A 25437-nucleotide genomic window follows, 5' to 3' on the forward strand; every position below is an offset into this window, starting at 1 on the left:
AAATATAAATGAGTACCTTGCAATGAATAATACTAAGTGGTATATTATGGATATAACGGGTACCGTGTATTGAACAGTACTGAAATGAGAAAGGGGGATTGACCTTGAACGTTCAGTTTAAAAAAGGTGTGTTAGAACTGTGTGTTTTGGCACTTGTGAAACGTAAAGATTGTTACGGTTATGAACTTGTACAGCAAATCTCAAATAAATTTTTAATATCGGAAGGGTCAGTGTATCCTTTATTACGTCGTTTAACGAAAGAAGGGTATTTTCAAACGTATTTGAAGGAATCTACGGAGGGGCCGCCTCGTAAATATTATCAACTAACTGAGCAAGGGGAAACGCAACTGAATTTGTTAGTAACAGAGTGGCGTGATTTTGCAAAAGGCGTACAAGAAATTATTGAAGGGGTGGAATGGGATGAGTAAAGAACAGTTTCTTAAAGAATTATCAAGTCATCTTAGAAAGTTACCGGAAGAAGAGAGGAAAGATATTTTATTTGATTATGAAGAGCATTTTCAGTTTGGGAAAGAAGAGGGGAAAACTGAATCGGAAATAATAAAAGGCCTTGGCTCTCCGAAAGTAATTGCGAAAGACTTACTTGCTTTGTATCGCTTTGATGAAATGAAAAAGGACCCATCTACTTCGAATATAACAAGGGCTGTCATGGCAGCGATTGGACTTAGTTTGTTTAATTTCATTATTGTGTTAGGCCCGTTAGTGGCAATTATCGCTTTTATATTTTCTTTTTGGGTCGGTGGGATTGCTAGTGTAGTGACACCATTTTTCGTTATTGGAAAAGTATTTATGGGTACTTTTATATGGTTGGATGTATTCGTTAGTATAACGTTTGTTGGAGTAGGTTTGTTGTTATGTATTATCGCTTATTATAGTACGAAGTGGTTTAAAAAGTTATGCGTACGTTATGTAATATGGAACTTCAAAATGATAAAAGGGGAGTAGATGATGAAAAAAATATTGTTAGTAGCAATCGCTTGTATCATTATTGGAGTAATAGGGATTTCACAAACGTATGAAAAAGCAGTACAAACTGCAGAAAAAGGAAACAAAGAAGACGTTATTAAAAACGAAACATTAAAAAATATAGAAGTTAAGTTAGACGCTGGGGATATTGTTGTCCAAAAATCTCCCGACTCTTCTTTTTATGTAAAGCACACAGGAGATGCACGTAAACAAGAGGTTCGTATTGCAGAAGATGGTGACACATTAAAAATTATTGGGGAAAGAGAAAAAGGTGCTTCATTTGATTTTTCTTTTTACGATTTTAGGTTTCAAACGTCTACAATAACTCTCCTTGTACCTGAACGTTCTTACCAAGAGATAAAAGTAAATTCATCCGCTGGACAAATAGAAATAAGTGATGTGAAAAGTGATCATGTAAGTGTTGGAACAATGGCTGGGGAAGTAGATTTGAAACATGTCACAGCTAAGAGTGTGGAGGGATCTACAAAAGCTGGTGAGGTGAACTTTAAAAAAGTAATAGGGAAAGTAACAGCGAAGTCGGCTAGTGGGGAAGTGCACATTATGGATCATGATCCTAAATATGATGTAGAGGCAAGTTCAACTGCTGGTGATGTAGATATAACTTTATTGGAAAAACCACAAGATGCAGTTATAACGGGGCAAAGTGCTGCTGGTGAAGTGATGATTTTTAATGAAGAAAATAAAAATATAACGATTGGTAATGGTAGTAAAAAGATTAGCGGTAAAACAGCTGCTGGCGATGTGACGATTGAAACTCGTTCATAAGAAATAGAATATATGAAAATCTATCAAAATACAAAAAAGAAGATAATTACCGTATATAAATAAGGTAATTATCTTCTTTTATTATGCTTAATGTAAATCACGATATACGCCAATTACTTTTCCGATAACTGACACTTGTTTTAAAATGATAGGTTCTAATGAAGAGTTTTCCGGTTGTAGACGGAAATGGTCTTTTTCTTTATAGAAACGTTTAACAGTTGCTTCGTTATCTTCTGTTAAAGCGACTACAATTTCACCGTTGTATGCAGACTGTTGTTGGCGAACAACAACTAAATCTCCATCGAAAATACCAGCTTCAATCATACTATCTCCAGAAATACGTAACATAAACACTTGGTCTGCTCCAGCAACAATGCTAGCTGGAAGTGGGAAGTGATCTTCTACACTTTCAACTGCTGTAATCGGTAATCCAGCAGTAACTTTTCCGATAATTGGAACTTGAATAACAGATTGTGTTTCTGCATCCATTCGATCGTCACCTAAAATTTCAATTGCTCGTGGTTTTGTTGGATCGCGTCGAATATATCCTTTTTCTTCTAGTCGTGATAAATGTCCGTGCACTGTAGAACTAGAAGCGAGGCCGACTGCTTGACCAATTTCACGTACGGAAGGTGGATATCCTTTTTCTTGTACTTTTAGCTTAATAAAGTCGAGAATGTCTTGCTGGCGTTTCGTTAACTTTTCCATGTTTTCTAACACCTCGTTTTCTTTCGTTTTTCTTATTAATAAGTATAACATGCGAAAAAACATTCTACAAACATAAGTTCGAACAAAAGGCGAATTTATGTTACACTGGAGGGAAATAATAGTGAGAAAGAGGGGTTCATAATGAATGCAATTATTTATGCACGTGTGAGTACAACGAAAGAAGCGCAAGAAACGTCATTATTACGTCAAAAAGATGAATTATTGCATTTAGCTGAGCGCTATCAAATGAATGTTGCTAAGGTAATTGAAGAACAGGCTAGTGGGTATACGATTGAACGTGACGGTATATTAGAAGTGCTAGATACCATTCGAGACGAACAAATTGATGTGCTACTCATACAAGATGAAACGCGCCTTGGTAGGGGGAATGCAAAGATTGCATTAATGCATTGTTTACATAAAGAGGGAATAAAAGTATACACGCACACGCATAATGGAGAATTACAATTATCGGATTCTGATTCGATGGTATTAGATATTATTGGTATTGTTGAAGAGTATCAAAGAAAGATTCATAACTTGAAAATTAAACGTGGTATGCAACGTGCAGTAGAAAAAGGTTATCGTCCAGAAAATAATTTGAAGAATCGTCATTTAAGCGTAGGACGAGAGAAGAAAGAAGTGCCAATTGAGGAAATTGTACGTTTACGCCGGAATGAATTAACTTTTGAAGAAATTGCAGCAACACTTCGTGGTTTTGGTCATGAAGTTTCAAAGGCAACTGTACATCGAAGATATGTAGAATATACAAAGCAATTGCTTGATAAAGAGGACTAACTATTGTATGATAATAATCAGTTTTGAGTAAAAGGGGGATTCGAGATGCAAAGTCACGAACTCATTGAACGCATTAACTTCTTAGCGAAAAAAGCAAAAGCTGAAGGCTTAACTGAAGAAGAACAACGTGAGCGCCAATCGCTACGTGAACAATATTTAAAAGGATTTCGTCAAAATATGTTAAACGAACTTAAAGGAATTAAAGTTGTTAACGAAGAAGGTACTGATGTTACACCGGCGAAATTAAAGGCTTTAAAAAAGCAAGATAATGCAAAATTAAACTAAAAGATGGGCGAAGCCCATCTTTTTTATTTATTATATCCGTTATTTAATAACTTTCCAGTTATTGTTGACTGATGCCTCTATCTTTTTGTGCTTCAATATATAGTTAGCGATAAGTTCAGACATATCTGTTGGTATGTCTTTTATTACGGGCTTATTTTGAAACATAAAGAAGTTTCCTCCGCCGCTTGCGCGATAATTATTCATAACGACGTCATATTCTTCATCCATATTAAGAGGAGCGCCTTTATACTGTAAAGATTCTACTCTCTCGCCAATAGGTTTGGAAATGTTTAATACGTACGAAATCCCTTCCCACATATCGTAATTATAGTGTTGTGGCTTCGGTTCTATGAAGGTAGGGTTTACGATGATAGTTCCATCTGCATGTAATGTGAAATAAGAAGCAGAAAGTTCAAGGGCGTTTTTTATATCTGCTCCAGTTATTCTAATTACTTTTAATGTATTTGGATAAATATAATTAGAAACGATGTCACGCATTGTTACATGACCAGGGAAACCTGGAGATGTATTATGGAATAAGCTTGTACAAGAAATAGAAACATTAGCTATATCCATCTGTATCTTATTTATGAATTCAATAAAAGGATGGTCTTGCAAACGAGTTTGCATAGCGTCTGAAATTTGCATATCTCCATAGATTAGTCCAATAGGTTGATCGAGCCAATTTTGTGTTTTCTCTTCATAATCGGTAACCAAGGAAAGCATATGTTGGTCCGCCACAATTCCTCGCACAGGCAATAATTGTGAATAACTCTCTTTTTTTACCCATTTTTGTTCTATTTTCTCGAATGTTACTGTTATTTTTCCGACGGAGTGTCCATTGCATCCGGTCTGTAAAACTGTTACACCATTTATTACGGCGTGAGCGATTTCCCGGTGTTGATGGCCTGTTAGTAAAATATCTATGCCTTCAATTTCATAGCACATTGCATAACCTTGGTTTTCACCTGTTAAAACTTCAGTCGGTACCCCGGTTTGTAAATCGCGTTCAAATCCTCCATGATACGCTACGACTAGTAAATCTGGTTGTTCTTGTTCGCGAATGTAAGAAACCCATTTTTTTGTTGTTTCTAATGCATCTTCAAATTGTAGATCTTGAATGTGATGAGGTTGTTCCCAATTAGGAATGTAATGCGTTGTTATCCCTAAAATAGCAATTTTTATATTTGATTCAATATGTTTTATTATATATGGTTTCCCGAAATAAGGTTCTTTTCTGTTTGTATCTAAAATATTTGCTGATAGATACGGGAAGTTCGCAGTAGAAATAGCATGATTTAATACGTCCATTCCATAATTAAATTCATGATTCCCGATAACTGCAGCATCATAACGTAAATAGTTCGCTAATAAGGACATTGGATTTTGCTTATCTTTTGCATATGTAGCGTAATGATAAGTAAAGGGTGTTCCTTGTATGAAGTCACCGTTATCAATTAAAAGAACGTTTCTGTTTTTGGAACGTTCTTTTTTTATAAGAGTAGAAATTTTAGCTAAACCAATTTCAGCTTTGGAGTTATCTTGGTAGTGAATTGGATAAACAGTACCGTGTATATCACTTGTTAATAAGATGTTTAAAGTTACAATTTGTTTTTGATTCAATATCATTCACCTTTTCTATTGTTATCTACTAGTTAAGCATATCAAATATATGAAGAGAATTTTAATGAGAATGTATAGAATGTGTAAAGATTCTGTAAATAAGCAATTATTAATAAAAATGTGTGATATATTTCTTCATGTTTACGGAAGGTAATTTATAACAATAAAAATGGAGGCTTTAATATGTTGAAAAAAGTTTTTGCAATGAGCACGACAGTTGTACTGGCGGCGGGATTATTAAGTGGCTGTGGAACGAAAGAATCAAGTGCAAGTAAAACTGAAGATACGAAAAAAGGTTATGTACCGAAGACTATAAATGTTCAATTTGTTCCTTCTCAAAATGCAGATACGTTAGAGGCAAAGGCAAAACCATTGGAAAAGTTATTAAGTGATAAATTAAATATCCCGGTAAAAGTTAGTATTTCAACGAATTACAATACAATTGTAGAAGCGATGGCATCTAAGCAAGTAGATGTAGGCTTTTTACCTCCAACAGCATATGTGCTAGCACATGAGAAAAAGGCTGCAAACGTAATTTTACAAGCACAACGTTTTGGGGTAGATGATGAAACCGGAGCTCCTACAAAGGATTTAGTAGATTTTTATAAATCTGAGTTTGTAGTGAAGAAAGATTCAAATATTAATAGTGTAAAAGATTTAAAAGGTAAAAAAATTGGTTATCAAGATGTAACGTCATCAGCGGGATACGTATGGCCTGCAGCTGTATTGTTAAAAGAGGGGGTTGATCCGTTAAAGGATGTGAAACCTGTTACATTAAAAGGTCACGATCAGTCGCTTATTGCTCTTTTAAATGGTGATGTAGATGCAGCTGTTGTATTCCAAGATGCTCGTAATATTGTGAAAAAAGATTATCCGAATATATTCGATCAAACAAAAATAGTGAAATTTACAGAGAAAATTCCAAACGATACGATTTCGGTACGCTCTGATTTAGATGAAGAGTGGAGCAAGAAATTACAGGATGCTTTCATTGAAATAGGAAAGAATGAGGAAGGTCACAAAATCATTAAAGAAGTATATTCACATGAAGGATATGTTAAATCTGATGATAGTAAATTTGATATCGTTCGTGAATATGGAAAGAAAGTAAAAACGCAATAATACATATGGAAATGGCAGCTAACTGGAAGAAGGGTTTATTTTCAGTTAGTTTGCCGTTTTGAATACATAGAAGGTAGGTAAGATGTGTGATAGAGTTTCGAAATGTCTCCAAAGTGTATCCGAATGGTACAAAAGGATTAAATAATATAAACTTGAACGTTCAAAAAGGTGAGTTTGTTGTAATGGTAGGGCTGTCTGGGGCTGGAAAGTCTACACTTCTAAGATCGGTAAACCGTCTTCATGAGATTACAGAAGGCGAAATCATGATTGAAGGTGAATCTATAACTGCTGCAAAAGGAAAAGGCTTACGACGCATGCGCCGAGATATTGGTATGATTTTTCAAAGTTTTAACCTTGTAAAGCGATCAACGGTATTGAAAAATGTATTAGCTGGCCGTGTAGGGTATCATTCGACACTGCGTACAACGTTAGGTTTATTTCCAAAAGAAGATTTGGAGCTTGCTTTTCAATCGTTAAAAAGGGTGAATATTTTAGAAAAAGCATATGCGCGAGCTGATGAATTATCAGGAGGACAACAGCAACGTGTATCGATTGCTAGAGCGTTGGCGCAAGAAGCGAAAATCATATTGGCAGATGAACCTGTTGCGTCGTTAGATCCGCTAACAACCAAGCAAGTATTAGATGATTTGAAAAAAATTAATGAAGATTTTGGAATTACAACAATTGTAAACTTACATTCTATTGACTTAGCTAGGCAATATGCGACACGCATTATTGGATTACATGCAGGCGAAATTGTTTTTGATGGCTCAGTAGAAGAGGCAACGGATGAAAAATTTGCTGAAATTTATGGAGACGTAGCGCAGCAAAGTGAATTGTTAGAGGTGGCAGTTAAATGAATGACGTGACGATATATTCGAAATCGATACCGAAGCCGCCGAGTAAGTTGAAACATATGTTAACGGCTATTCTAGTCATTTTACTGTTGTGGGGAAGTAGTGTACAGGTCGACGCATCGTTTTCAAAACTAGTAGTTGGTTTTCCTAATATGATTGATTTGTTAAAAGAGATGGTGCCGCCTGATTGGAGTTATTTTCAAGTTATTACAACTGCGATGTTAGATACAATACGTATGGCGATTATTGGGACGACCTTAGGAGCGATTTTAGCTATTCCACTGGCACTATTGGCGGCAAGTAATGTGTTTACTAGTACATTTTTGTACGGTCCAGCTCGATTGGTTTTAAATTTTATTCGAACGATACCAGATTTATTATTAGCGGCAATTTTCGTAGCTATTTTTGGAATAGGACCACTTCCAGGTATTTTGGCTCTTACTTTTTTCTCAATTGGGCTCGTGGCGAAATTGTTGTATGAGTCAATTGAATCGATTGATTCAGGTCCATTAGAAGCGATGACAGCAGTAGGAGCAAATAAAGTGCAATGGATTGTGTATGGGGTAATTCCGCAAGTGAAAGCGCATTTTGTCTCTTATGTTCTTTATACATTTGAGGTAAACGTACGTGCAGCAGCTGTTTTAGGTTTAGTAGGGGCAGGTGGTATTGGATTATATTATGATCGTACACTTGGGTTTTTACAATATCAACAAACGGCATCTATTATTATCTATACCCTTGTTGTTGTATTGTTGATTGATTATGTAAGTACATTGTTGCGGGAGAAATTATAATGAGTAAAACGACGTTAATCATACCAAAACCGAAGAAACCGAGTGTGTATCGCTGGTTTATTTTTATAGCACTTGCATTTGTTTATGTATGGGCTTTTTCAGGAGTCCCGTTAGAGGGAATAAAGGATACGGCAGGAGAAATTACAAAAGCAATTATGACAGGTGTATTGAATCCAGATTGGTCGTATGTATCTTTGCCGGATGGTGAAGATTTATTACATGGTTTAATTGATACGTTGGCAATTGCGATATTAGGTACATTTATTTCTGCCTTTTTATCTGTTCCATTCGCTTTTTGGGCGGCAACGAATATGAGCAGTGGAAAATTAACTTCAGGAACTGGGAAGTTTGTACTTAGTTTTGTTCGTACATTTCCGGAATTAGTTATGGCACTTTTATTTATAAAAGCCGTTGGGCCAGGCTCGTTTGCTGGAGTTCTAGCTCTAGGATTACACTCTATTGGCATGTTAGGGAAATTATATTCAGAAGGAATTGAAAATATAGATAAGGGACCGACGGAGGCGTTAATAGCAACAGGCGCAAATCGCTTTCAAATACTTTGGTATGCAGTACTGCCACAAGTATTACCGGATTTTCTATCGTATACGTTATACAGGTTCGAAATTAATGTACGATCCGCTGCCATTTTAGGTGTTATTGGAGCAGGTGGGATTGGGACACCGTTAATTTTTGCACTGAGTTCACGCAATTGGTCTCGTGTGGGAATTATTTTATTAGGCATCATTTTAATGGTCATTATCATTGACTTTATTTCAAGTTCGATACGGAAGAAAATTGTATAATTTATTTTAAGCACCTATAAAAGGTGCTTTTTTATATAATAAGAATAATAAATGTGAGCAATAGGGGGGATAATTTGGCTTTACAGCACGAGTTTGTATTTGTTTCGAATGAAAAAAAAGGGTTTGATTTTATAGGTATAGATTGGATTGAACTTTGTTTTCTATATAAAGAAGAGGCAACGATAGATGAGTGTGTTGTATTAAGTAATGAGCTAATCGTATATCTATTAGATTTTACCCATTGGATTCCGACCTATTATCCAGGGAAAAGAGCAGAAGGATTTGGAATTCACTATTATGGTATTACGAAAATAGAACAGCAAGGGGCAGTGATAGCAGAACAGTTATTTTGTTCGCTAGTTAATATGTTTTCTCTAGCGCCAGAAACAATCGAACTGACAGGGCAGTTTCAATGGGAAAATGATAATAATACTGATGGAGAATATGAAAGATACGTATTTGATCGAGATAAATTATGCCAAGATTTAAATTCTTTTATTCGTTTGCTTTGCAGAGTGAAAAATGGGGAAGGATATATTTTGCATTATGGAATTTGAAAATGATGAATAAATATACAGATAATTCTCTTTCTTTTTAAAATAAAAACAATGAAAAAGTATGTCATATTGAATACCCATACATTCCCGAAATCATTGATTTTTTTATGAAAAACCAAAAAAATATCAACATATTTGTCGATACATGTTGTATAATCTTGCGTGGGAAGCTATCATATAAATGTATAAAACGTTTACTAATATAAGCGAAGGGAAGAATAGCATGTCACATTCAATCGAACAACTTTCTATCAACACGATTCGCACATTATCCATCGATGCGATTGAAAAAGCAAACTCTGGTCACCCAGGAATGCCAATGGGTGCAGCACCAATGGCTTATACATTATGGACTCAATTTATGAAACACAATCCAAATAACCCAACGTGGTTTAACCGTGATCGTTTCGTATTATCTGCAGGTCATGGTTCAATGTTACTATACAGCCTACTTCACCTATCTGGTTATGATCTAACAATGGATGACTTAAAGAACTTCCGTCAATGGGGAAGCAAAACTCCAGGACATCCTGAGTACGGTCATACAGCAGGTGTAGACGCAACTACTGGTCCACTTGGACAAGGTATTGCAACTGCTGTAGGTATGGCAATGGCTGAAAGACATTTAGCGGCTAAATATAACCGTGATGCGTATAATGTAGTAGATCATCATACATACGCTATTTGTGGTGATGGAGATTTAATGGAAGGCGTTTCTGCTGAAGCATCTTCATTAGCTGCTCATTTACAATTAGGTCGTCTTGTTGTGCTTTACGATTCAAATGATATTTCATTAGATGGCGATTTAAATCGTTCATTCTCTGAAAGTGTAGAAGATCGTTACAAAGCATACGGATGGCAAGTAATCCGTGTTGAGGATGGAAACGATATTGAAGCTATCGCGAAGGCAATTGAAGAAGCGAAAGCTGACGAAAAACGCCCAACGCTAATTGAAGTAAGAACGACAATTGGTTTCGGTTCTCCAAACAAATCAGGAAAATCAGCTTCACATGGTTCTCCACTTGGTGTAGACGAAACAAAATTAACGAAAGAAGCATATGCTTGGACTGCTGAGCAAGACTTCCATGTAGCAGAAGAAGTATATGACAACTTCCGTAAAACTGTACAAGATGTTGGTGAAACTGCGCAAGCAGCGTGGAACACTATGCTAGGTGAATATGCACAAGCATACCCAGAATTAGCAAACGAATTACAAGCGGCAATGAATGGTCTTCTTCCAGAAGGTTGGGAGCAAAACTTACCAACTTATGAATTAGGATCAAAAGCAGCAACTCGTAATTCTTCAGGTGCTGTAATTAATGCAATTGCAGAGTCTGTACCATCATTCTTCGGTGGATCTGCTGACCTTGCTGGTTCTAACAAAACATACATGAATAACGAAAAAGACTTTACAAGAGATGATTACAGCGGAAAAAACATTTGGTACGGTGTACGTGAGTTCGCAATGGGTGCAGCAATGAACGGTATTGCACTACATGGCGGTTTAAAAACTTACGGTGGTACGTTCTTCGTATTCTCTGACTACTTACGTCCAGCAATTCGTCTTGCAGCATTAATGCAATTGCCAGTAACGTATGTATTCACACACGATAGTATCGCTGTTGGTGAAGATGGTCCAACACATGAGCCAATCGAGCAATTAGCAGCGCTACGTGCAATGCCAAATGTATCTGTTATTCGTCCAGCTGATGGTAACGAATCTGTTGCAGCTTGGAGACTAGCTCTAGAATCTACAAACAAACCAACTGCTTTAGTATTAACTCGTCAAGACCTTCCAACATTAGAAGGTGCAAAAGACGATACGTATGAAAAAGTAGCAAAAGGTGCATATGTAGTTTCTGCAAGTAAGAAAGAAACAGCTGATGTAATCTTACTTGCAACTGGATCTGAAGTAAGTCTAGCTGTTGAAGCACAAAAAGCTCTAGCAGTAGACGGCGTTGACGCAGCTGTTGTCAGCATGCCATCTATGGATCGCTTTGAAGCTCAAACTGCTGAGTACAAAGAATCTGTATTACCAAAAGCAGTAACAAAACGTTTCGCAATCGAAATGGGTGCTACATTCGGATGGCACCGTTACGTAGGTCTTGACGGAGATGTGTTAGGTATCGATACATTCGGTGCTTCTGCTCCTGGTGAGAAGATTATGGAAGAGTATGGATTTACTGTAGAGAACGTTGTTCGTAAAGTAAAAGAAATGCTTTAATGATTTTAGAAAAATCTCTCCGGCATGGAGAGGTTTTTCTATGTAAATGAGTTTTTTCGACAGAAAAAGTTTTTTATCTCTCCGCAGTCAGACAATCATTGCAAAATTTCTTCTATATAATGAAGGGAAAAGGTTGTCCAGATTGGGAGGCGAAAGATGAAAACGTATGAATTGTATTTAATTCAAGAGGATATTGCGAAAGCTTACTTTGGTCGTGAATATTTGTTTTTTGATTTATTTGCTCGATTTTCAGAATCTGGGTCCCTTTCGGAGAAAAAAGTGTTATATAAACAAATGATGTATATAACGACGCCATTACAAGTAATGAAAATTCACCATAAATTAGAACAAGCTTTGCGCGTTCTTGGTAAATATGATCGAACACATCATACACATACACTTTATACAGGAGCGGAATACGGCGAAATAATGGTGAAACCGCACTATATTCGCATGAATACATCTGGAAACGTTTCTATGGAAACGACTTTCTTTGAGGTGCTAAGAAAGTGTGAATTAACATTTTTAGCAATGGATTATGAAAATACAAAGTACGGATGGCTGAACCCTCTAAAACAAGTACGAACATATGTGTAAAAAATGTCGAATTGTATCTTGTCTTATTGAAAAGGTTTTAGTACACTGTAAGGTAGACAACATGAAGGAGGAAAATATATGCCAATTTGGTTAGGTATTCTAGTGGGCGTAGTAGCACTAGTAGCAGGCGTGGCGTTAGGATTTTTTATTGCCCGCAAATACATGATGAACTACTTAGAAAAAAATCCACCAATTAATGAACAAATGTTAAAAATGATGATGATGCAAATGGGACAAAAACCTTCCCAAAAGAAAATCAATCAAATGATGAGCGCGATGAGCAAGCAACAAACAAAATAAGCGCTAAAGGGCACTCGATAAGAGTGCCCTTTCCTATTGGACTTTTAAAGTGTTTAAAACTTTTAAAAATTCTGTATTTTTGGTAAACTGAAAACATCGCTCATTTTAAGGGAGGAGGATAAAAATGAAGGTATTTATTAATTTAGCCTGGTTTTTTAAACAAGAAAAACGAGCGTACATAATCGGAATTATTATGTTATTTGGTGTCGCGCTTCTTGAACTTGTAGCCCCGAAAGTACTAGGTATTGTAGTAGATGAAATTAATAATGGAACATTAACATCTGAGAAGTTGTTGAAGTGGGTTATTTTGTTAGTAGTTGTAGGGATTACTATGTACATATTACGTTATTTATGGCGTATTATGATTTTTGGATCTTCGTTAAAACTAGCTCGTCAATTACGGAAGAATTTATACGAACATTTTACGAAGATGAGTCCATCTTTTTATCAATCACGTCGTACGGGTGATTTGATGGCGCATGCGACTAATGATATTCAGGCGATTCAACAAACTGCTGGATCGGGCGTTTTAACACTGGTTGACTCATTAGCAGTTGGGGGATGTGTACTCGTAGCGATGGGTTTTACAATTAGTTGGAAGTTAACATTGTTAAGCTTAATTCCAATGCCGATTGTAGCGATTTCGACAAACTATTATGGAACGTTATTACATAAAAGGTTTCATAAAGCGCAGCAATCGTTTTCGGAAATCAATGATAAAGTGCAAGAGAGTATGAGTGGGATGAAGGTAATTCGATCACTTGGACAAGAGAAAGAAGATTTGCAAGCATTCCGAAAAAAGTCAGAAGATGTTGTACATAAAAATATGTTAGTCGCACGTATTGATTCGTTGTTCGATCCGACAATCTCACTTATCGTTGGATTTTCTTTTTTAATTGCAGTATGTTACGGGTCAGTATTAGTTGTGAGAGGGGAATTAACTGTAGGTGATCTCGTTACATTTACAACGTATTTAGGTACCCTCGTTTGGCCAATGTTAGCCTTTGGATGGTTGTTTAATATTATGGAGCGTGGGCGTGCTTCGTATGACCGTGTAGAAAAAATTCTCTCTCAAAAATCAGATGTAGTAAATAGAGAAGATGCTGTGCATACAATAGCGAGCGGTGATGTTACATTTGCGGTTGATTCATTTTCATATAAGAAAAATGAATTGTTACAGCTAATAGATGTTCACTTTGATTTAAAGAAGGGTGAAACACTAGGAGTTGTGGGACGTACAGGTGCTGGGAAAACGACTTTATTAAAATGTCTAATTCGTGAGTATGATCATTTTAATGGTGGATTAAAAGTTGGGGAGCGGGATATTCGCGATGTAACACTTTACGGTGTCCGTTCTGCCATTTCATACGTGCCGCAAGATCATTTTTTATTTTCAGCGAGTATTGGGGAGAATATTGCCTTCGGAAAGGCGGATGCTACATATAATGAAATTACCCGAGCTGCAGAGATTGCTTGTATTCATGATGATATTCTCCAATTTTCAGAAGGGTATGAAACAGTAGTAGGAGAAAGAGGCGTTTCGTTATCTGGAGGCCAAAAACAGAGAATTTCTATTGCGCGTGCTTTATTAACGAATGCAGAAATTTTAATTTTAGATGATTGTTTATCAGCGGTAGATGCAAAAACGGAAGAAACGATTTTAAATGCATTAAAGAGAGAAAGAGCAGGGAAAACGACGATTATTACTGCTCATCGTTTAAGTGCAATTCAACATGCTAATCTTATACTTGTTGTAGATGAAGGTAGAATTGTGCAACGAGGTACACATGAGCAATTAATGGAAGAAAACGGTTGGTATAAAGAGATGTATGAGAGCCAGCAGTTAGAAGCATTAGTTGAGAAAGGAGGCGTATGATGACTGAGAAGAAGCAGAGTGATTTAAGTAGATTGCTTTCTTATATGAAGCCATATAAAGGGTTGCTATCTTTAGCGTTTATCTTTTTAGTTGGTGCAACAGTAACTGAAATGATGGGTCCTTTTTTAATTAAACAATTTCTTGATGAACATTTAGTACCACGTAACTTTGATCAATCAGCACTTGTTACTCTATTTGTAGTGTATCTAATTGCTCACTTATTAAAAGTATTATTTACTTATTTAGACTTATTGTATTTTCAAAATATCGCTTTTAAAATTGTTCAAGATATGCGTGTTGAAGTATATGATCATGTTCAAAAGTTGTCATTAAGTTTCTTTGATCGTACGCCGATTGGTACGCTTGTATCGCGCATAACGAATGATACGGAAGCAATTAAAGATTTTTATGTGAGTGTATTATCCACATTTGTCAAAAATGTAGTCTTTTTAATAGGTATTTTAGTAGCAATGTTTTTATTAAATGTAAAACTAGCTCTATTTTCTCTCGTATTAATTCCGATCATGTTTGCAATTATGGTGCTATATCGCCGGAAAAGTGCAGCTTTTTATTTAGAAGTACGTAATCAATTGAGCGTGTTAAATGCAAAGTTAAATGAGTCTATTCAAGGAATGAATATTGTTCAAGTGTTCAGACAAGAAAAGCGTATGAGAAAAGAGTTTGAAGAAGTGAATAATAAACATTATAGTGCAGGGCGACGGACGTTAAAGTTAGACGCATTACTTTTACGCCCAGCAACGGATTTAGTTCATATTATAGCAATTGCGTTAGTACTTGGTTTATTTGGAATTGATGCGCTGAAGAGTCCTGTTGAAGTAGGAGTTCTATATGCGTTTGTTAACTATATACACCGTTTCTTCCAGCCTGTAAACGAGATGATGATGAAATTATCATTTTTCCAACAGGCACTTGTTTCATCATCACGTGTATTTCATTTAATGGATGAGAAAGATTTAGCGCCAGTTCAAAAAGGGGATGGAAATCCTCAAGTTGTTAATGGAGAAATTGAATTTAAAAATGTTACTTTTTCGTATGATGGAAAACGTGATGTTTTAAAAAATGTATCTTTTCACGTGAAACAAGGGCAAACGGTTGCTTTCGTTGGGCACACTGGTAGTGGAAAAAGTACCATTATGAATTTATTAATGCGATTTTATAATATTAAGTCCGGAAATATTGTAATAGATGGTGTAGATTTAGAGGGATTTGAAGAGAAAGAAATTAGAAAGAAAATAGGACTCGTATTGCAAGATGCATTTTTATTTGCGGGAAATGTAAAACAAAATATTCGTATGTATAATGAAGAAATTACGGATGAAGAAGTAAAAGAAGCGGCACAATTTGTGCAAGCCAATACGTTTATTGAAAGATTACCAGAGCAGTATGAAACGGAAGTAGTAGAAAGAGGAGCTGCATTTTCTAGTGGTCAACGCCAATTAATTGCTTTCGCTAGAACGATAGCAACGAATCCGAAAGTATTAGTATTAGATGAGGCAACAGCTAATATTGATACAGAAACAGAAGAGGCAATCCAAACAGCATTACAGCAAATGAGAAAAGGGAGAACGACGATAGCCATTGCGCACAGATTATCTACAATTCAAGATTCGGATCAAATCTTTGTTATGCATGATGGAGAAATAGTAGAAAGAGGTACACATCAAGAATTACTGAGTGAACAAGGGTTGTATTATAATATGTATTTACTACAAAATAAAGGAAGTTTACAAAAAGCCTTGTAATTACAAGGCTTTTTTATTTTGTTTATAAAATATGTTTGCTCTTTATGTCTATAGTATAAACGTCGTGACCCTTTAATAAAGTTGTACATATTGTATGTATACGAAATGAAAAAAATTGATAGGAGCTTTTATATGCAAGATAGATCTAGTTCAAATATTACGTTTATCGATGTGTCTCATTGGGAAGGGAATATTGATTGGAATGCAGTGAAAGGATCCGGTATTTCAGCGGCGTATGCAAAAGCGACAGAAGGTGTGAATAATCTTGATCCTACCTTGGTTCAAAATGTACAAGCAGCGCGAAATGCGAATGTATTAATCGGTGCATACCATTTTGCACATCCAGAACTAAATGATGCAATTTCAGAAGCGAAACATTTTGTGAACATATTACAAAGCAATCAGACAGACTTAATGCCAGTTCTAGATTTAGAATCACCGATAGATCCGAGTAATAGTAATTTAACTGGTACTGCTATATCTAATTGGGCAAGAAGTTTCATAAATTATGTGAAACAGGCTACTGGAAAAGATGTCATGTTATATACAGGAGTTTGGTATATTAATGAGTTTGGAATTAACGGGTTAAGTGATATTCCACTTTGGATTTCTAAATACTCTAGTACGCCGCCTGCTGATGCTGGTGGATGGACAGAGTGGACAGCATGGCAATACACAGATTCTGGAAAGATTTCAGGTGTAGTAGGAAATTGTGATGTATCAGCAGCGGTTTCATTAGAAGCTTTGCAAGGAAATGGAACAAATGGTGGTGGAAATGTTTCCCCGCCTAGTACTGCTACTGCAGTCTACGGTGTTGCTGTAATTAAAGGCAATAATGTAAATTTACGGAGTGGACCATCTTTACAATCTAGTGTAATCCGCCAGCTAAATAGAGGAGAATCGTATGAAGTTTTGAACGAACAAGGTAGCTGGCTTGCTTTAGGTGGAAACGAATGGATATACTATGATCCAAGTTACATTCAGTATAAACATTATGTGGCGACTATTACTGGTGATAATGTGAATCTGCGGGATGCTCCATCATTAACTGGAAATGTTATAAGACAGTTACATCATGGTGAGGCTTATAGAGTATGGTGTAAGCAAGATGGATGGCTTGGTTTAGGTGGAAATGGCTGGATATACTATGATCCAAGTTATATTCAGTATGGTGTACAATAAAATGCACGTAAAAGGTATCTCGCCTGAGGTGCCTTTTATTCTGCTATTTGAGAGCAACCTGAAACAATCAGTAGGGCATGGGAAAAATGGCTTATTAAAGTCTCGTTTCATTAAAAATATGTAATTTTTACAAAGTGTATATTGAAAGCATAGTATAATATAATGGATGTTTATAAAAATAAATGAAAATGGAATAAAGGAGTAAAAATATGGATTATGTGCTAATAGGTGTGATTTTATTATTATTAGCTGTAGCATTCGTGTTGTTCTATAAAAATAAACAGCTAGAATCAGAGAGTCAGCAAGTAGAGTTTGAAAAGAAACAAGCAATTGAAACGTATGAAAATGAAATTGCAGCTACGGTTACAGAGCATAAAGAACAACAAAATACATTGAAAAGTATGGAACAGAAGAAATATAATGATTTACAAATAAGTGCAGCTAGAGAACTTGAAAATATGCGTATGATGAAAAATCAATTAGCTGTGCAATATAGTAAAGAACGCAGTGAAGTGCAAGAAAAGCATAGTAACGAAATACATATGTTTCAACAATTAATTGCAAATTTACGAGAGTATACGAAAAATGGCGCTGAAGTGAATACACACGAAACATTACATTATATGAAGCGAGGCTTCGTAGAACAAGGCATAATACTAGATAATGAATTTCATATTATGCCGAATGTTTTTATTAGAAATCAGCACGGTGGAAATGATTTTCGAATTCATCATCTTGTCTTAAGTAAAACGGGTATGTATCTACTTGAGACGAAAGAATGGACAGGGAAATTAATTCATGGCTTAACGAAAGAAAATGCTAGTATATATTCATTTATGATTGATGAAATTGGCAAGTACCAACAAGAAGTAGAGAAAGAAGAGACGTTTGAATGCATGACAGGTGAAGATTCATTAACGATACAAGTGAAAAATGAAGGGAATCCAGTATATAGAGCGAAGAAACTAGCTCATATTCTATACAATTGTTTGAAAGAAATCCAAGTTGATATTGTAAAGGAAAACGTAAAACCGATTGTATATTTTTATAATGAGAGTGGGAAAGAAGTGCTAGATCTTTCTAAAGAAAAAACACCGAGATTAAAAGATAGAGAGCAAATTGTAGCGTTCTTCAGAAATGAGATTTTAACAGGGAAAGTAATATATACAGATCAAGAGTTAGAAAAGCTTCGAGAAACCATTAACCGGATGAATTATAAAATGAATTAAAAAGAGGTGGGCTTTCTGAGTGCTATATTCAGGGGTATTTTGTATGTTTATGTTTGTTTGTATATACTAATGTATCTTGCGTTTATGTTTGTTATTGATTCGGTCCATATGTCAGTAAGTGTAAAAAGTATGTTTGTAGTAGTCATGCCATTTGCTATATTAGTCGTGATTCAAAAGTTCGTCTTACGTACTTCTGTAAATCGTAATACAGAAAAGAAGCAAATGCTAGGTGTAATGATAGTAGGATGTATTCTATTGTTAGTGTGCACTGCACAATTAAGTATGAATACATACACCTCAAAGTTTAATCAAGATCGGTGGTTACATGCTGAAGAAAAACGGGTACATATGGTAGATGATCTAATGCAAAAATATAAATTAACAGGGAAATCAAATGAAGAAATTACAACATTATTAGGAACGCCTACTGAAACGAGAAATGGAGAAGAAGGGATTATCACTTCGTACTATCTTGGAAATGAACGTGGCTTTATTTCAATCGATAGTGAACAGCTTGTTTTACAATTTGATAGAGATGGTAGGGTTATGGAATATAAGGTGCATAGAGATTAAAGAAACGTAGGGAGAAGCTATATGTTATAGCTTCTTTTTATATTCCAATATAGTAAATGTAGGCAAATAGTAGTCATTCCTATCTATACGAATCGGAATGAGTCTGTTATATTGTAAATGGTTATGTAGTTTAATAGTTTACTAGATGACATATATTTTAGTTGAGGAGGGGGAATTTAACACGAATTTAATTATGACGTGTTAAGTATTATGATGAAAAAAAGATTTTATAATGTTTTAGCTGCATCGATTGTATTTAGTATGGTAACGATTCCAAATTATTCCTATGCTAGCGAGCTTGAAAAAACTGTGACAGTTTCACCTGATGAACAAGCTTTAAAAAGTATTGAAAACCATATGAAAGATGAAGATGGTCGAGGAGAAGATAAAGGAGTACAAAATGAAGTGCCAGGTGAATTTCTTGTACATATAGTGAAAGAAGTACCTTTATATGATGCTAGTAATCTTCAAAAAGAGACAGGGGTTCATATTTCGAATCAAGTCGTAAAAGCTGAGAAGAGAAAAGGAAACGCTTACTATGTTCGGACTTCATCTGAAACTGGATGGATACAAAATAGTGAGGGGAATGTAGAGGTTAAAGAAGTTCATACGTTATCAAGTGAAAAGTTAGTTATTAATGAAGAAACCTCTACATACTCTGAACCATTTGCTTCATACAAAGAAGAAAATGTATTGGAGCCACAAACTATTCAAGTAATGGGACAGGCGGGAGAATGGTTCCAAGTAAAAATCAATGATGAGATGAAATGGATTTATTCCCCTTCAGCAAAATTCGAAGGAACGAAGGCATCGCTTATTCAGGATACAGAACCAACACGTACGAAACGTGCAGCAGTTATGTATGCTGCGCCAGTAGAAGAGAAAACAACAGATATTTATGGCGTAACTTTAAAAGAAATGATTGTACCGAAAGGAAATGAAAATATTCGTCCAGGTTATGCGATGAATCCGAAGTATATTACGATTCATGAGACAGATAATTACAGTGTTGGGGCAAATGCTAGAAACCATGCAATATATTTATATAACCAAGCAACAGGAACGGAAGATCGTTCAGCATCTTGGCATTTTACGGTAGACGATAAAGAAATTTATCAACACCTTCCACTAAATGAAAATGGTTGGCATGCTGGAGATGGAGCAGAAGGAACTGGAAATCGAGAATCGATTGCGATTGAAATCGCTGTAAATGAAGATGGTGATTATAATAAAGCTGTTGAAAATGCTCGTAAATTAACAGCGTATTTAATGGGAGAATTACATATTCCTTTAGAAAATGTGAAGAAACATCAATTTTGGAGCGGGAAGAATTGTCCGGCTATTATGATTAAAAATAATGCGTGGGAACCATTCTTACAAGGAACAAAAGTTTATTATGATGCGAACCATAAAGATGATATAACAGGTGGTTGGTACGAAGCAGACATTCGTGAATTAGATAAACGCGGCATTATGGTTGGGGATGGAAAAGGCTCTTATTGGCCAGAGCGTCTTGTAACACGTGGTGAATTTGCGAATTTAATTTCAAGATCATTGCAGTTACCTGAAGGGTCATCAAATTTTAATGATTTAAATACAGCACATCCATCGCTAATAGATGGTATTAATCGTGCAGCAACTGCCGGGATAATAAGTGGTAGAGGGAATGGGACATTTGCTCCAAATGATACGATTAAACGAGATGAAGTTGTTATCATGATTGACCGTGCACTGCAATATAAAAAAATTAAAGGTAACTTAGTTCCATTACCATTCTCGGATCAAGATTTAGCATATGATAAACAAGCTGTACAACGTGTTTATGGATTAGGTATTGTAAAAGGAAATGAAAATAATGAATTTATGCCGAAAGGTGCTGCAACACGTGGAGAATCGGCAGCATTTATTAATAGAATGTTAAAAGTAATTGAAAGTAAATAATGAAAATGCATTCGCTTTTGCGAGTGCTTTTTTATTTTTCAATACGTTACGGAAGGGAGAGAAAGGTTTTGAGGGGAATAAGGAATGAAAGCGGAGGTGAGGCATATATATAGATGCATTGGGTTGTTTTTTATCGTGCATAAACGGGAAGCCCGATTATAATCAGTGCGGAGTGGACTAAACTAAACCTTTACTGATTAAACTTTCACTTTATCATATTGTATAAATGAAGAGGAGGTAAGACGGTGAAAGCTATACCGACTGATGTCCTGAGTAAAGAATTGATGGAAAGAGAAGGGGTTATATCTATTACAGTAAAGGAATTTGAAAAGATAGAAGTAGCTGGAGTGGTAGTCGCTGGTCCTGCGGTTATTTTAATTAATCAAGATTAAGTACATAGTATCAATTTAGACAAGTAAGAAAGCATCCGTTCAGGGTGCTTTTGAAGTTTTCAATGATAATGACATTAGTTTTCGCTGGATGTATGTTATGGATGGAATAAAAATAATATAGCAAACTAATATGTTTTACGAATGAATTATGTAAGTAATTCATATTTCCCATATAAAAGGATTTGCTTTAATATAATGAGTGTAAAGTTCGAGTATTCGAAGTACTACTTGAATTATATCCCTATCCCTTTTCTAAAAATGCGAACAAGTTTTGCCCTATTCTATTCAATAATTAATTGCATAGAAATATATTGTTCGATGTCCATTATGGAACGTACATAATGGGAAAATCCCGATCCTTAAAGAGGATGCCCCTAATCTTCATGTGAAAATATGATCGGATAAGAAAGCTGACCAATTTATGGTCGGCTTTCTTTTTGTTCAAAAGTTATTTCTTCTTTAATTTCTGTTTGCAATAGTAAAGCTTTTCCGAAACGACGTTTACATTCCGCACGTACCTTTTCAATGGCTAGTAGCTGAGTAGTGGCGGGAACTGTTACGATAGCTTGGCGCGGTTTTCGATTTTCTTCACAAAAGACACATTCCACAACATATTTAGAAATCATATTTCCATCCTTCCGTTTTTAATTTCTAAGTAGGGATTGTCTATGAAGTTGATGTAAATTTTCGTCATTGTTTTACTATTTTCCTCTTTTTTCAAGGGGAAAATAAAAAGGAAGACGAATAGTAGTAGGGGAGGGATGTATATGGAAAGATGGGTAGGTTGTGCGGCAGTATGTGTAAACGAAAGAAATGAAGTTTTAATGGTGTTGCAAGGGCAAAAGGGTGAAGAAAAAAGGTGGTCTGTTCCAAGTGGCGGGCTTGAAAAGGGAGAAACAATAGAAGAATGTTGTATTCGAGAAGTTTGGGAAGAAACAGGTTACAATGTGGAAGTTGTAAATAAAATATACGAAAAAGAAGGTATTACATATGGGGTTCCTGTATACGTTCATTATTATGTCGTTAAAAAAATAGGCGGTAGTATGAAAATTCAAGATCCTGATGAGTTAATATATGAAATTGCTTGGAAAAAGATAGATGAATTGAAGGGATTAACGCTATCTTTTCCGGAGGATTATGAGATTTTAAATACATATATAAATAAAAAAGCGAGTGTTTAAACACTTGCTTTTTTAATGTATCCACGATAAGAAAAGCGGAACGATAACTAAACTAGCTCCCGCTGTTAAAAGCATAGATAAACTTGCAATCGTTCCTTCTACAGGACCGATTTCGAATGCTTTTGATGTACCGGTTCCATTTGCGCTCGTGCCTAACATAATGCCTTTTGCGAGTGCGGTTTTAATACGACATATGCGTATGAGAGAAGGACCGAGCAGTGCCCCTGTTAATGCAGTTAAAACAACAAATACGGCTGTTAATTGTGACATACCACCAATCATTTCTGAAATAGCCATTGCAATTGGTGTTGTTACAATATGAGGTGCCAAACTATGTTCTAACGATGAATCAATTTGAAAATAATTTGCTAGTAGTGCTGAAGTAATAACTGATAAAAAAGAACCGACAATGACGTTAAGTAAGATAGCTATTCCATGTTTCTTGAGTAAATCAAAGTATTTATAGATTGGCCATGCAAAAGCAACTGTTGCAGGCTTTAATAATTCTGTTAACCATTGACCACCTGTTTCATATGTTTCATAAGGTGTGTCTAGTCCGAGTAATAAAGCAATTAAAATAATAGGACAGACGAGAAGAGGAGAAAGTAAGCTCCAATTCCAGCGTTGATACATTTTCTTCGATATCCAATATGTGAATAGTGTTAATAATAAACAAAGAAAGCCGATCATTGTGTTGATCCTTTCCGCTTTAGTAGCAATTCTGTTAAGAGTCCTGTAACTAAGGTAACGCAAAGTGTACTAATCATAATAATTAAAATGAGATCGATTCCATATTGTGATAGTGTATCTTTGTAGCGTATGACAGCGACTGCAGAAGGAATGAAAAATAAAATAAGTTCTTTTAATAAAAAGTCTGCTCCGTCTTGTATCCACTCTTTTTTCACTAGGTTAAATTTTAATGAAATTAATAATAAAAAAATACCGATTATACTTCCTGGAACTGGGAGGTGTGCCTGTTTTGTAATCCATTCACCTGTCCAAGCGAAACAAAATAATAATAAAATTTGTCCGCTTAATTTCCACCATTTCATACAGTAACCACCTCTTTCTATTTTTACATAAAAATTGTAAAAAAGAATTAACAATTTCTACTATACGTTCATTCAAAAAATTTGTCTAATATATAAATTATATGTTATTAATATATTAGATGTATTAATCGAAAGTGAAAAGGGTGTCCAAAATGGAATTACGGCATTTGCAATATTTCGTTGTAGTGGCAGAGGAGTTACACTTTGGACGAGCAGCTGCTCGTTTACAAATGACACAACCACCGCTTAGTCAACAAATTCAGCAATTAGAAAAAGAAATGGGAGTTATGTTATTTTCAAGAACGAAGAGAAAGGTTGAATTAACAGAGGCTGGAGAAATGTTTTTAAAAGAAGTAAAAAAAGCGTTCGAACAAATTGAAAAAGCAGTAGAGATTGCACAAAGTGCCCAAAGGGGAGAAGTGGGCTCACTTTCAATTGGTTTTGTAGGTGCGGCGATATATGATATTTTACCATCTATCGTAAGGGAGTATAGAAAGAAATTTCCGAGAGTGTCTGTTGCACTACATGAACTGTCAACACCAGATCAAGTGCATGCACTTCACGATAACCGTATTGATATTGGTTTTTTACGTCCACCAATTCCAACGCAATTGCTAGAGTTAGAACCAATTCAAAGGCTTTCTTGTACGTTATGTTTACCGAAGGCGCATCCACTTGCTGAAAAGGATGAAATACATATTGAAGATTTAAGAGACGAACCGTTTGTATTTATTACAAGGCCTGTATGGCCAGCGTTATACGATACAATTTTATCACTTTGCCGTGACGTCGGGTTTAGTCCACATATTGTACAAGAAGCAACGGAATATCAAACAGTTATGGGACTTGTAGCGGCAGGAATTGGAATTACGGTAATACCTGTATCGGCGAATAAATTGTATAAAACAGAAGTCGTATATAAAGAGTTATATGATTCTAATTTTGTTGCAGAAATGTCAGTAGCTTACAAAAAAATGAATACTAACCCAGAACTTTTAGAGTTTTTAAAAATCGCAAGAGAGAAGAAAAGAATCGAAGTTGAGGATGAGATTAATTAATTTATTTAAAAGTACACCTCATTAAACACTAAAGCGGAAATGCAATAGTATTGCATTTCCGCTTTAGTGTTCTTTTTTTAGTTCTATACTAAAGAGATAAACATGTTCATTTTCTTGTAATATTTGGTCAATAGCGCTTTTTTCCTCAAGCATTGGGATTCTTACGGTTTCTTTATTCGTTTTTATTATAGCTGTTAAAGTCGTTTTTTGATTATATTTTAATTTTATAGTAGATTGAAGAGTAGTAGATGCAGAGCTATTTATACTCGGAGGTGCTTCTTCAGGAACGAGCATGGAACTACCTTCAATATTAACATACCAATGTTTTTGCGCTTGTATATCTTTATCGAGTTGGGATTGAGGTGGTAAAAAAGAAAGCTTTACTTTCTTTTTTGGAAAATGTGAGGTAGCTGTATTTACAATTTCGTTTGTTTTTTTACCATTTTGATAATAATCAATTGTGGCATGTATTTCATCTTTTTCATTTTTAAGTGTAACGCTGTAAAACATGCTGTTTCCTTCTTGAAAAGGAGTCATTTGTAAAATAGAAGATTGCTCTTCTGTTAATTTGTATGGCTCAACAATCGCGATCTCATTGTTTTTAAGTGGGCTACAACTTGTGAGAAATAATAAAAACAAGATTGATAGTAATTTTATACGCATGCAATCCCCTCCTTTTTACAATTATATTCTTAATATGATTTTTTTACCATTTTATTCTCTAGGACTAAAGACTTAGAACAAATTCAGAT

General features: G+C 35.4%; 28 protein-coding genes. 22 read left to right on the forward strand and 6 right to left on the reverse strand.

What is annotated here, in order from left to right:
• The first annotated feature begins 104 nt into the window (after nt 1–104).
• The 3 genes from AABL52_RS09150 to AABL52_RS09160 are packed head-to-tail and all read left to right on the forward strand — an operon-like array spanning nt 105 to nt 1770.
• The gene (locus AABL52_RS09150) at nt 105–428 is read left to right on the forward strand and encodes a PadR family transcriptional regulator (protein ID WP_001102620.1); all 324 of its coding nucleotides are present in this window, start codon (nt 105–107) and stop codon (nt 426–428) included.
• Nucleotides 421–963 carry a DUF1700 domain-containing protein gene (locus AABL52_RS09155; RefSeq protein WP_000032406.1) on the forward strand — a complete coding sequence of 181 codons (543 nt, stop codon included), beginning with the start codon at nt 421–423 and terminating at the stop codon, nt 961–963. Before AABL52_RS09150 ends, AABL52_RS09155 begins: the two co-directional genes overlap by 8 nt.
• The gene (locus AABL52_RS09160; RefSeq protein WP_144565618.1) at nt 964–1770 is read left to right on the forward strand and encodes a DUF4097 family beta strand repeat-containing protein; all 807 of its coding nucleotides are present in this window, start codon (nt 964–966) and stop codon (nt 1768–1770) included.
• Nucleotides 1771–1857: 87 nt separating this feature from the next.
• Here the strand turns inward: AABL52_RS09160 and lexA are convergent, their stop codons facing one another.
• Nucleotides 1858–2478: a transcriptional repressor LexA gene (gene lexA, locus AABL52_RS09165; protein ID WP_016086752.1), complete on the reverse strand. Its 621-nt coding sequence runs from the start codon at nt 2476–2478 to the stop codon at nt 1858–1860.
• A gap of 141 nt (nt 2479–2619) precedes the next feature.
• Between lexA and AABL52_RS09170 the strand changes: the two genes are divergently transcribed.
• Together AABL52_RS09170 and AABL52_RS09175 are read left to right on the forward strand one after the other, a co-directional pair.
• Nucleotides 2620–3276, forward strand: a complete 657-nt coding sequence (locus AABL52_RS09170) for a YneB family resolvase-like protein (RefSeq protein WP_000991463.1) — start codon at nt 2620–2622, stop codon at nt 3274–3276.
• 45 nt (nt 3277–3321) lie between these two features.
• Nucleotides 3322–3561, forward strand: a complete 240-nt coding sequence (locus tag AABL52_RS09175; RefSeq protein ID WP_001190582.1) for a DUF896 domain-containing protein — start codon at nt 3322–3324, stop codon at nt 3559–3561.
• Nucleotides 3562–3600: 39 nt separating this feature from the next.
• Here AABL52_RS09175 and AABL52_RS09180 read toward each other — a convergent pair whose 3' ends face one another.
• Nucleotides 3601–5184, reverse strand: coding sequence for a bifunctional metallophosphatase/5'-nucleotidase (locus tag AABL52_RS09180; protein WP_341519210.1), 1584 nt, complete (start codon nt 5182–5184; stop codon nt 3601–3603).
• 183 nt (nt 5185–5367) lie between these two features.
• On the opposite strand from AABL52_RS09180, the gene AABL52_RS09185 reads away from it, so the two are divergent.
• From AABL52_RS09185 to AABL52_RS09255, 15 genes are all read left to right on the forward strand, one after another.
• Nucleotides 5368–6306 (forward strand): phosphate/phosphite/phosphonate ABC transporter substrate-binding protein, encoded by a 939-nt coding sequence (locus AABL52_RS09185; protein ID WP_341519211.1) that lies wholly within the window; start codon nt 5368–5370, stop codon nt 6304–6306.
• A gap of 86 nt (nt 6307–6392) precedes the next feature.
• Nucleotides 6393–7166 (forward strand): phosphonate ABC transporter ATP-binding protein, encoded by a 774-nt coding sequence (phnC, locus tag AABL52_RS09190; RefSeq protein ID WP_341519212.1) that lies wholly within the window; start codon nt 6393–6395, stop codon nt 7164–7166.
• Nucleotides 7163–7957, forward strand: coding sequence for a phosphonate ABC transporter, permease protein PhnE (gene phnE / locus AABL52_RS09195; RefSeq protein ID WP_097844385.1), 795 nt, complete (start codon nt 7163–7165; stop codon nt 7955–7957). Before phnC ends, phnE (AABL52_RS09195) begins: the two co-directional genes overlap by 4 nt.
• A complete protein-coding gene (phnE, locus tag AABL52_RS09200) occupies nt 7957–8760 on the forward strand; it encodes a phosphonate ABC transporter, permease protein PhnE (protein ID WP_341519213.1) in 804 nt (267 codons plus the stop codon). Before phnE (AABL52_RS09195) ends, phnE (AABL52_RS09200) begins: the two co-directional genes overlap by 1 nt.
• A 74-nt stretch (nt 8761–8834) precedes the next feature.
• Entirely contained in the window at nt 8835–9317 is a 483-nt protein-coding gene (locus AABL52_RS09205; RefSeq protein ID WP_341519214.1) for a coproporphyrinogen III oxidase, read from the forward strand.
• A 223-nt stretch (nt 9318–9540) separates the two neighbouring features.
• Nucleotides 9541–11541, forward strand: a complete 2001-nt coding sequence (gene tkt, locus AABL52_RS09210) for a transketolase (protein ID WP_000019749.1) — start codon at nt 9541–9543, stop codon at nt 11539–11541.
• A gap of 156 nt (nt 11542–11697) precedes the next feature.
• On the forward strand, nt 11698–12138 hold the full coding sequence (sirA, locus tag AABL52_RS09215; protein WP_341519215.1) for a sporulation inhibitor of replication protein SirA: 441 nt from the start codon (nt 11698–11700) through the stop codon (nt 12136–12138).
• A 78-nt stretch (nt 12139–12216) separates the two neighbouring features.
• Entirely contained in the window at nt 12217–12438 is a 222-nt protein-coding gene (locus tag AABL52_RS09220; RefSeq protein ID WP_001123316.1) for a YneF family protein, read from the forward strand.
• A 124-nt stretch (nt 12439–12562) separates the two neighbouring features.
• Complete coding sequence (locus tag AABL52_RS09225) at nt 12563–14314, forward strand: ABC transporter ATP-binding protein (protein ID WP_341519216.1); 1752 nt, start codon at nt 12563–12565, stop codon at nt 14312–14314.
• Nucleotides 14314–16077 (forward strand): ABC transporter ATP-binding protein, encoded by a 1764-nt coding sequence (locus AABL52_RS09230; protein WP_341519217.1) that lies wholly within the window; start codon nt 14314–14316, stop codon nt 16075–16077. The genes AABL52_RS09225 and AABL52_RS09230 overlap by 1 nt, the downstream gene beginning before the upstream one ends.
• A gap of 132 nt (nt 16078–16209) precedes the next feature.
• The gene (locus tag AABL52_RS09235) at nt 16210–17259 is read left to right on the forward strand and encodes a GH25 family lysozyme (RefSeq protein ID WP_341519218.1); all 1050 of its coding nucleotides are present in this window, start codon (nt 16210–16212) and stop codon (nt 17257–17259) included.
• Between the two features lie 209 nt (nt 17260–17468).
• A complete protein-coding gene (locus AABL52_RS09240; RefSeq protein ID WP_341519219.1) occupies nt 17469–18488 on the forward strand; it encodes a nuclease-related domain-containing protein in 1020 nt (339 codons plus the stop codon).
• A gap of 6 nt (nt 18489–18494) precedes the next feature.
• On the forward strand, nt 18495–19061 hold the full coding sequence (locus AABL52_RS09245) for a hypothetical protein (protein ID WP_341519220.1): 567 nt from the start codon (nt 18495–18497) through the stop codon (nt 19059–19061).
• Nucleotides 19062–19274: 213 nt separating this feature from the next.
• Nucleotides 19275–21002 carry an S-layer homology domain-containing protein gene (locus tag AABL52_RS09250; protein WP_097844412.1) on the forward strand — a complete coding sequence of 576 codons (1728 nt, stop codon included), beginning with the start codon at nt 19275–19277 and terminating at the stop codon, nt 21000–21002.
• 245 nt (nt 21003–21247) lie between these two features.
• Entirely contained in the window at nt 21248–21394 is a 147-nt protein-coding gene (locus AABL52_RS09255; protein ID WP_000644411.1) for a BC1881 family protein, read from the forward strand.
• 419 nt (nt 21395–21813) lie between these two features.
• Here AABL52_RS09255 and AABL52_RS09260 read toward each other — a convergent pair whose 3' ends face one another.
• On the reverse strand, nt 21814–22020 hold the full coding sequence (locus AABL52_RS09260; RefSeq protein ID WP_000624203.1) for a DUF3903 domain-containing protein: 207 nt from the start codon (nt 22018–22020) through the stop codon (nt 21814–21816).
• A gap of 141 nt (nt 22021–22161) precedes the next feature.
• On the opposite strand from AABL52_RS09260, the gene AABL52_RS09265 reads away from it, so the two are divergent.
• On the forward strand, nt 22162–22575 hold the full coding sequence (locus AABL52_RS09265; protein ID WP_000443012.1) for an NUDIX hydrolase: 414 nt from the start codon (nt 22162–22164) through the stop codon (nt 22573–22575).
• Between the two features lie 12 nt (nt 22576–22587).
• Here AABL52_RS09265 and AABL52_RS09270 read toward each other — a convergent pair whose 3' ends face one another.
• Together AABL52_RS09270 and AABL52_RS09275 are read right to left on the reverse strand one after the other, a co-directional pair.
• A complete protein-coding gene (locus tag AABL52_RS09270; protein ID WP_000578956.1) occupies nt 22588–23265 on the reverse strand; it encodes an LrgB family protein in 678 nt (225 codons plus the stop codon).
• A complete protein-coding gene (locus AABL52_RS09275; RefSeq protein WP_000872373.1) occupies nt 23262–23627 on the reverse strand; it encodes a CidA/LrgA family holin-like protein in 366 nt (121 codons plus the stop codon). Before AABL52_RS09275 ends, AABL52_RS09270 begins: the two co-directional genes overlap by 4 nt.
• A gap of 152 nt (nt 23628–23779) precedes the next feature.
• On the opposite strand from AABL52_RS09275, the gene alsR reads away from it, so the two are divergent.
• Nucleotides 23780–24685 carry an acetoin biosynthesis transcriptional regulator AlsR gene (gene alsR, locus AABL52_RS09280; protein ID WP_000423228.1) on the forward strand — a complete coding sequence of 302 codons (906 nt, stop codon included), beginning with the start codon at nt 23780–23782 and terminating at the stop codon, nt 24683–24685.
• Nucleotides 24686–24748: 63 nt separating this feature from the next.
• On the opposite strand, the gene AABL52_RS09285 is transcribed toward alsR, so the two are convergent.
• Complete coding sequence (locus tag AABL52_RS09285; RefSeq protein ID WP_098238106.1) at nt 24749–25348, reverse strand: histidine kinase; 600 nt, start codon at nt 25346–25348, stop codon at nt 24749–24751.
• Between the last annotated feature and the right edge of the window lie 89 nt (nt 25349–25437).

The sequence above is a fragment of the Bacillus paramobilis genome (assembly GCF_038096195.1).
Taxonomy (GTDB): Bacteria; Bacillota; Bacilli; order Bacillales; family Bacillaceae_G; genus Bacillus_A; species Bacillus_A mobilis.